Here is a 6,475-nt window from a genome sequence, read left to right on the forward strand (position 1 = left end):
CCGCCGCCGGCGACGACGTCGATCCGGGTTCTGGGACCGATCCCGCTCGCGACAGCCTCCCGGGCGGATCGGACGAAGGCGCTGCGGACCTCGGGATCGTCCTCGGTATCGACGACCGCGTTCGTCCCGTTCGCCTCGTCATTTCGCTCGTCCGCCGCGGTGGTCGCGATCCATACGAGTAGCTCGGCGCGCGTCGCGTGGACGGTTCGCGTCTCGCTCGGCGCGTCGGGGTCGGGGTACGTGACCGTGGTGGTCTCGGTCACGAGCCGGTCGGCGACCGCGTCGGCCGTCTCCGGGCGCCGATCGCTCCCGTCGTCGACCGCGGCGAGCGCGACGACGCTCGCGGAGACGCAGAGCAGCATGACGCTCACGTCGAGGACGGTGCTCGTCACCGGCGGGTCACCACTCGAAGCGTTCCACGGACGTTCCGACCGGGCGCGGTCCGGACCGTGACCGAGCGCTCGGCGACGGCGACCCCCGGCGATCGCCAGCGCCCCTCACCCCCCCGTTCGTCCGTCCGTCTCGGGGTCGGCGCGTGCGCGCCGGACGTCACGCGCCACCGCTCGCCGTCCGCCTCCAGTTCGAGGGTCGTTCGGGGTCGGAGATCGACGTCGGCGGTCCGACCCGGGTCGCGACGCCGCCGACCGTCAGCGTCGCCTCCGCGCGGTCGAGCGCGGCCTCGGCGACCGGTCGCTCGCGGTCGGGCCTCGCGTCGTCGGCCGCCGCCGCGTAGAGGGACAGCGCCGCGCCGACCGCGAGGACCGCCGCGAGCGCGGCGATCGGCTCGACCGCGGCACGGCGGTCGTCCGCCAGCGGCTCACCCGACCAGCGTGACATGGACTGTCCCGTAGTGGACCCGCCTGACGGTGAGCCGTCCCGGCGCCGGTCGCCAGCCGTGTTCGGCGTCGCGCGCGCGCTCTGCGGCGGCGGCGAACGCCGCCGGATCGTCGAACGCGCGTCCGGCGGCACGCCGTCGAGCACCCGACGGAGGCCGGTATCGGTCGGGGGCACGGGCGTCGTCCGACCCGCGCGCAGCGACGCCCGCGCGGTTCCGCCGGGACCGCCGAGCGCGACCGATCGCGGTGAGAGCCGGATCCGCTCGGCGGCGAGACCGTGCTCCGCGGTCGCGGGGTGCTCGCCGCCCGCGACCGAGTCGATCGTGTGTGCGACCCCGCCGGCGTCGGGCGGGGGCGACGCGGGGAACGCCGCGGCGACCCCGAGGGTCGCGACGCTCACCACGGCCAGGCCGAGCCACGCGTACGTGGCGTCGAGGTGGATCTCGAACACGGAGGCGGTGGCCGCGGTATCGTACTTAAGCGGTCGCGTCCGGAGCGAGTCGTCGTGCCGGGGACCGTCGTAGGGGGATGGACCGCCGTAGCGGCGGAGACCGTCGATTGGGAGGCGGGCCGTCGCGGCGGGACGATCGAGAGCCGTATCCGACGGTCGGCTCTCGTCCACCGCCGACCGACGGCTCTCACAGCAGGAGCCCCGCCCCGGCGAAGGCGACGACGTACGTCGCGGCCGCCGTCGGCAGCGCGATCCCGACGCGGTAGGCGACGAGCGTCCGGTCGAACCCCCGTTCTAACCCCGTCGCCAGCGCGGTGAGCAGCACCGAAAGCAGGAGGACGTACGCCCCGACGATGCGGCCGAGGACGGGAACCGAAAGCGTCCCCGTCGATGGATCCCCGCCGTCCGCTCCGGCCGTCGCGGACGCCGAGTTCACGCCGGGGGCGCCGGACCCATCGGGCGCCCCCATTCCGAGCGCGTCGCGGCGCCCGCGGTCGCCCCGGCGCCGAGCCCCCCGGCATCGACCGTGTCGATGCCGGTCGCGAGCGCGACCGTCGCGCCGCCCACGAGCGGCGCGAACACCGCGGCGGTGTTCGTGAGCGTCCCCGTCACGGTCGCCAGCTGTCGTCTGGCGTCGTGTTCGAGCGCGCGGAGCGCTTCGAGCTGGTCGGCGAGTTCGAGCAGGACGTCGCCCGCCGGCCGTCCCTCCCGCGCCGCGACGGCCAGGAGCGCGATCGCGCCGCGGAGCCGCGGAGACGGCACGGACGTCGCCGGCCCGCCCCGACCGAGGAACGCCTCACGGACGCCGACTCGCAGCGTCCGGCTCCGGCGGCCGGCGTGGTCGAAGAGGTTCCCCGTCTCGCCGTCGAGCCGGTCGCCGGCGTTCGCGACGGCCGTCTCGACGGCGACGCCCTCGGCGACGTCGCCGCCGATCACCGTCATGGCGTCCGGCAGGCCGCGCTCCGTCTCCCGGACCGCAGACAGCACCGCCCGCCGCGCCCGCGTCGCGACGATCAGCGCGGTCCCGGCGCCGACGCCGACGGCCGCCACGGGCGCGATCCACCAGGCAACGCTCCACCCCGCGGCCGCGCCGGCGGCGCCCCCGACGCCGACACCCGCGGCGACGGCGTGCGGTCCTCGCCTCGGCACGTCCGGGTGCGTCCGGTCTATCGGCGGCGGCGCGAACGCCACCGGCCGTCTGGAGAGCAGCCACGCCGACGCCGCGACGAGCCCGATCGGGAGGACGACGAGATACAGCCCGACGACGACGCCGGGGCCGATCGGGACGCCGGCGGCGGCTGCCGCGGGCAACAGCGCGATCAGCGCCAGCGGGAGGAGCACGCCGAAGGCGTACAGCGCCGACACCGGCCCCTGAACCGCGCCCACGAACGCCGCCAGTCGGTCCGTCGTTCCCGACAGCGTCGCGTCGAGCGCCCGGTCGAGACACCGCCCGCGGCGCTCCGGCGGCGCCGTCGCCGCCGTCCGCACGAGCGCCGCGGCGCGGTCGATCGCGGGGAACCACGGACGCCACTCGGCGGCGAACGCCCGGAGCCCGCTCGTCGGCCCGTCGACCGTCCCCCGGTCGTGGCGCGCGAGCGCCTCCGCCAGCGGCCCCTCGCCGGTTCGCGCCGCGAACTGTACGGCGCGCTCGGTCGACGGGTCGAGACGCATCCGCAACACGAGCCGGCCGACGAGTCCGGGTGCGGCGCCGAGCGCTCGGGTTCGGCGGAGCGTCGCAAGCCACACCGGCGCCCGGTGGACGCCGTGGGTCGTCCCCAGCCATCCCGCCAGTCCGAGCGCCGTTCCGACCAGTGGACCGACGAGGAGCCCCGCAGCGACCGCGCAGACGACGCCGGCGCCGACACCGGCTCGATGACCGATCTCGACGATCCGGCTCGGGCTCGTCTCCCATCCGAGGAACGCTACCGACCGCTGCAGCGCCGCCGACGCCGCGTCGTCGGCCGTCACCGGTCCCCTCCGTCGGCGCCCGTTCGGGCATCGCTCGCGTCGGTCACGCCGCGGCGTGTGTCCGTCGGTGCGATCGCGCCAGCGCGGACCGACTCGCGGATCCGGGCTGCCCGCTCGTCGACGGCGTCTCTCACGGCCGCGTACGACTCGTCAGGGCCGGCGAGCCCGTCGACGAGCCGGCTCTCGCCGCGATCGATCCGACCGGTCGCCGCCGATCCGTCGCCCGTCCGCTCGAACAGGGGGTCGAACGCCACGCCGTCGGCGTGTCCGGACACTTCCGCGATCGCGTCGACCCGGTGGTCGTTCAACACGACGACGAGGTCGGTCGCGGCGAAGGAGGACGGCGAGACCCCGAGGTCGGTCACGACGCGCTCTCGGACCGCTTCCGGGTCCTCCCCATGGATCGTCCCGAGGACGGTCTCGCCAGCGGCGCCGACCCGCATCGCCTCGTACAGCGCCGCGGCCTCCTCGCCGCGGACCTCGCCGACGACGATGGCGCCGCCGCCGAGCCGCAGGGCGGTCCGTACCGCCTCGCTCGGCGACGGCTCGGCCCCGTCGCCCACGCGGATCCGCTGGGTGTCGCGGCCGGCGGCCGCGAGCGCGGTCGCCGGCAGCTCGGCGGTGTCCTCGATCAGGAGCGCGCGCGTCTCCGCCGGCAGCTCCCACAGGAGCGACCCGAGCGCGGTCGTCTTTCCGGCGCCGCGGCCGCCCGCGACGAGCCCGGTCACGCCCCGCTCGACGGCGACCGAGAGGAGTCCGGCGGCCCTTGAGGAGAGCGTCCCGCAGGCGACGAGCCGCTCCAGCGTCCACGCCTCGGGATCCCCTCGCCGGAACGCGAACGAGAGTCCGTCCGTCGCGGGATCGGTCGTCGCCGCCACTCGGACCCGCCCGGCCTCCGCCGTGAGCGTCGCGTCGAGGGTCGGGCTCGCCCGCGAGAACCCCCGCCCGCTCGTCCGCCGGAGGCGGGACGCCAGCGTCGCCGCTCCTTCCGGCGGGAGGCGGACGTTCGTCCGACAGCGCTCGCCGTCGACGACGACGCGCAGCGGGTTCTCCGTCACCGGTGCCGTGAGCGTCGCGTCGCTTACCCGGTCGTCCGCGAACACGTGCTCCAGCGCGCCGAACCCGTGTGCGTGTCGAGTCAGGATGTCCGTCAGTTCGGAGACGGGGTCGCCATCGCGAGCGACCGCCCGGACCGCCCGCCCCGGCGCCCTGTCGTCGCCGCTCGGATCGTCGAGGAGGCGGTCTCGCGCGGCCGCCAGCGTCTCGACGGTCGCGTCGTCGAGCCGGGCCGTCGGCGGCGTCAGGTGGTACGTCCGCAGCGGCTCCGCGCCCTCGTACAGTCTGACGACCGCGCCGGTGTCGAGGTCCCACCGCTCGACGAGCGACGCGCTCGGCGGCGGCTCGGCCGCGATCCGCGTCGACGCGATCGTCGGCGCGGCGTGCGCCCGGAGGACATCGCTGCCGTCCACCGTACTCTCCTCGTCGACGCCGTCGACGACCGCTGCGAGGCCGGTCTCGGCCGCGATCCGCTTCGGTGGCCCGGCTCGTCCCGCCGCTTCCCGGGCCGCGCCGATCGGGTCACGCGCCGCCCGGCCAGCGAGCCGCTGCTCGTGGAAGCCCACCTGCTCGCGGAACCGTCCCGCCGCGACCAGACACGCCGCGGCCCGGCCTGTGTACGCCCGCTCGCGGCCGGCGTGGCGCGTCCTGATCGCGTCGGCGTCACGGTCGGTCAGCGCATCGACGACCGTCGCCAGACAGTCGGGACTCGCGGCGAGGTCGCCGCGGCCGGGACACCCGTTCGCGTCGACCGCGAGCACGACGCGGTCGTCGACGCCGGTTCGATCGGCTCCTCGAAGGACGGCTCGCACCGACAGCCCGTCGGCTCGTCGTCGATCCACGGGAGCGACCGGAGCGGCGCGTCGCCGTCGACGCCGGGCAGCGCGGAGAGGTCGAGGTTCACGGCGGGGGTGGCGGCGGTATGGTACATAAACGCTCGCGCGATCCGCTCTCGAACGCCCTCATCCGACCCGCGTGATGCGGACCGTCGGGCCGCCGTCGTCGACGAGTCGGAGTTCGAGCCGGCTCCGGCCCGCCGTTCGCAACGCGAGCGCGTCGCCGACGACGTCAACGTCGACGGCGAGCACCGACGGGACGACCGAGACGGTCTGCACCGGGCCCCCCCGGAGCCGGTACGCGAGCGCAACGCCGCGACGACCGGACCGGTCGTCGGCGGTCTCGACGAGTGCGACCCGGTCTATTCGCGCCGCGGTGAGGCCGGTCGGGACCCGGACCGTCGCGGTCGTCCGCGCGGCGAGCGACGGCTCGGCGGCGGCGACCGATCCGGCCGTGAGGCTCGCGATCGACCGTTCGACCCGCTCCGCCTCCGTGTCGAGCCGGTCGACCGTCGTCGCCGTCCGCGCGGTCTCCAGCGCCGGCATCGACGCCCCGAGGAGCGCGACCGCGACGGCGACGGTCAGCACGACACGGATCACGTCGGCGCCTCCCTGCGGTGGCCCCGCGTACGGGCGATCGGGAAGCGGTGACTACAGCGACTCACGCAGGCGTCCCAGGACGGCGTAGTCGTTCGATCTGCTCCCCTCGGTGTCGGTCGAGCCCCTCTCGTCGCCGCCGTCGTCTCTGTCGGTGCCGCCCTCCGAGTCGCTCGCTTCGTGGCGGTCCGACGGGAGCGCGGCGTCGAGGGCGGCCTCGCTCGGCGTCTCGTCGTCGCCGCTCGCCCGGGCCAGCGCGAGGTCGGCGCGACGTTCGACCTCGCGGTTGACCGCGCGGATCGCGCCCGCGTACCCGCGGAGCGCCTGCGTCGCCGCCTCCAGCTCCTCGACGCGCTCGGTCAGGTCGTCGACCCGGGTGTCGAGCGCCGCGCGCTCCTCGGCGGCCGCCGCGTCGTTGGCCACCGCGGCCACCGAGGCGTCCGTGCCCGTGAGCGCGCGCTCGACCGCGCGCAGTCGCTCGTCGAATCCCTCCTCGAACCGCTGGTTGCCGTCGCGGGTATCTTGGGTGTCGCGGGTGTCGTTGGTATCGCGGATGTCGCTCGTCACGCGGCGACTGGCCGCGGCTCGGTACTTAACGGGTCGGGAGGGTTCATAGAAGTCTCCACAAGGGATTATTTTCACCACGTTGTAGGTGTCTCTGCTGCTATCGTCGGCGTGCTAGTAGTACGATAGAGGGATAGTTGAGCGAACTGGAGCGTTCGAGACGGGAT

3 protein-coding genes and 4 pseudogenes are annotated in these 6,475 nt (G+C 75.5%); all 7 read right to left on the reverse strand.

Going from position 1 to position 6,475, the window contains the following annotated elements:
* Nucleotides 1-362: pseudogene (locus GJ633_RS17900) on the reverse strand (hypothetical protein); the annotation flags it as partial.
* Between the two features lie 187 nt (nucleotides 363-549).
* Complete coding sequence (locus tag GJ633_RS18545) at nucleotides 550-837, reverse strand: hypothetical protein (RefSeq protein WP_394351159.1); 288 nt, start codon at nucleotides 835-837, stop codon at nucleotides 550-552.
* Nucleotides 818-1,287, reverse strand: a pseudogene (locus GJ633_RS18280) (hypothetical protein). Before GJ633_RS18280 ends, GJ633_RS18545 begins: the two are co-directional and overlap by 20 nt.
* 187 nt (nucleotides 1,288-1,474) lie before the next feature.
* Nucleotides 1,475-3,255 (reverse strand): annotated as a pseudogene (locus tag GJ633_RS12825) (type II secretion system protein).
* Nucleotides 3,252-5,215: pseudogene (locus GJ633_RS12830) on the reverse strand (ATPase, T2SS/T4P/T4SS family). Before GJ633_RS12830 ends, GJ633_RS12825 begins: the two co-directional pseudogenes overlap by 4 nt.
* A 58-nt stretch (nucleotides 5,216-5,273) precedes the next feature.
* Nucleotides 5,274-5,747 (reverse strand): hypothetical protein, encoded by a 474-nt coding sequence (locus GJ633_RS12835; RefSeq protein ID WP_321169076.1) that lies wholly within the window; start codon nucleotides 5,745-5,747, stop codon nucleotides 5,274-5,276.
* 51 nt (nucleotides 5,748-5,798) lie between these two features.
* Nucleotides 5,799-6,311, reverse strand: a complete 513-nt coding sequence (locus tag GJ633_RS12840; RefSeq protein ID WP_321169077.1) for a hypothetical protein — start codon at nucleotides 6,309-6,311, stop codon at nucleotides 5,799-5,801.
* Nucleotides 6,312-6,475: the final 164 nt, after the last annotated feature.

The sequence above is a fragment of the Halorubrum sp. CBA1125 genome (assembly GCF_009742825.1).
Taxonomy (GTDB): Archaea; Halobacteriota; Halobacteria; order Halobacteriales; family Haloferacaceae; genus Halorubrum.

Excerpts from the sequence above, each read along its gene's own strand:
- GJ633_RS18545 (WP_394351159.1), bottom strand. The coding sequence starts at position 837 with ATGTCACGCTGGTCGGGTGAGCCGCTGGCGGACGACCGCCGTGCCGCG.